This is a genomic window from Streptomyces sp. S3(2020), from assembly GCF_013044505.1.
Lineage (GTDB): Bacteria > Actinomycetota > Actinomycetes > Streptomycetales > Streptomycetaceae > Streptomyces.
The window spans coordinates 1-1,533 of record NZ_JABERD010000501.1 but is presented as its reverse complement, the minus strand read 5'-3'; the positions used below and the strand labels follow the sequence as shown (position 1 = coordinate 1,533).

Sequence of the window (1,533 nt, the reverse complement as noted above, 5' to 3'; positions counted from 1 at the left end):
TGGGGCGGGTGCGGTCGGGTGTGTTGGGGGCGTTGGGGCATCAGGATGTGCCGTTCGAGCGGGTGGTGGAGGCGGTCAATCCGGTGCGTTCGGCGGGGCGGCATCCGCTGTTCCAGGTGATGCTGAGTCTGCAGAACAACGCGGTCGCCCAGGCCCGCTTCCCCGGCCTGGAGACACGCTGGGACTACCCGGCACCCGCCGACACCACCGAGTTCGACCTGCTCTTCGACTTTCGTCAGGTGGGCGAGGAGGTCGAGGGACGGCTCCTCTTCGCACGGGATCTCTTCGAGGACGAGACGGCGCGGGGGCTGGCCGACCGCCTCGTACGGTTCGCGGACCAGGTGGCAGCCGACCCCGAACTCCGCCTGAGCGCCGTGGACCTGCTGGGACACGCCGAGCGCGAGACCGTCCTCGCCCGGGGCACCGGCACCGCACAGGCACCCCTCGACCGGTCAGTGGTCCACCGGTTCACGGCACAGGTGGCCCGCACACCCGACGCCACGGCACTGGTGTGCGGCACCCGGGAGCTCTCGTACCGGGAACTCGACCAGCGGGCCGACCGGCTGGCCCGTCACCTGCTGGCCGCGGGTGCCGGGCCCGAGCAGCTGGTCGCGATCGCGATGGAACGCTCCGCCGACCTCGTCGTCGCACTCCTGGCCACCCTCAAGACCGGTGCCGCCTACCTCCCCCTCGACCTGCGCAGCCCCGACGCTCGGCTCGGCGCGGTGCTCAAGGAGTCGAAACCCCGCGTGCTGGTGGTCGACACGGCCACGCACACCCGCGCCGCCCTGCGCGACACGGCACCGACTCTCGCCGTCGTCCGGGCCGACGAACCCCGGCTCGGCGCGGCGGCCGACGACGTGCCCGCGACGCCGTACGCCTCTCCGGTGGCAGGAGCCGACCAGCTCGCCTACGTGATGTACACCTCCGGGTCCACCGGACACCCCAAGGGCGTCGCCGTGACCCACGGCAACATCCTGGGCTTCGCGGCGGACACCTGCTGGACGACTCAGGACCACTCCCGCGTCCTCGCGCACTCGGCGCACTCCTTCGACGCGTCGACCTACGAGCTGTGGGTGCCGCTGCTCAACGGCGGCACGGTCGTCGTCCTGCCGTCGCGGGACACGTCGGCCGCCGCACTGGAGCGCGCGGTCGACACCCACGGTGTGACGGCGGCCTTCTTCACCACCTCCCTCTTCAACTCCCTTGTCGCGGAGCGGAGATCCGTCATCGGCGCCCTCAAGCACGTCTGGATCGGCGGCGAGCAGGCCTCGGGCCCCGCCGTGGCCGAGGCGCTGCGGCTCTTCCCGCACATCAGCGTCACCAATGGCTACGGCCCGACGGAGAACACCACCTTCACCACGTACGAGCACCTCACCACCGCCTCCTGCGGCCAGGGCGGGAAGCCGTCCATCGGCGGCCCGCTGGACGGCTTCCCGCCCTGGCCGCAGGAGGCGGTGGTGAGGTGCTCGTACGTGGTGAAGGTGGTGTTCTCCGTCGGGCCGTAGCCATTGGTGACGCTGATGTGCGGGT

The 1,533-nt window shown here is 71.6% G+C and carries 1 protein-coding gene; it reads left to right on the top strand.

Annotation, left to right across the window (positions count from 1 at the left end; all coding sequences use genetic code 11):
• Positions 1–1,508, top strand: a 1,508-nt coding sequence (locus HLK59_RS49925) for an AMP-binding protein (protein ID WP_206328531.1), incomplete at its 5' end; no start/stop codon positions are given.
• Between the last annotated feature and the right edge of the window lie 25 nt (positions 1,509–1,533).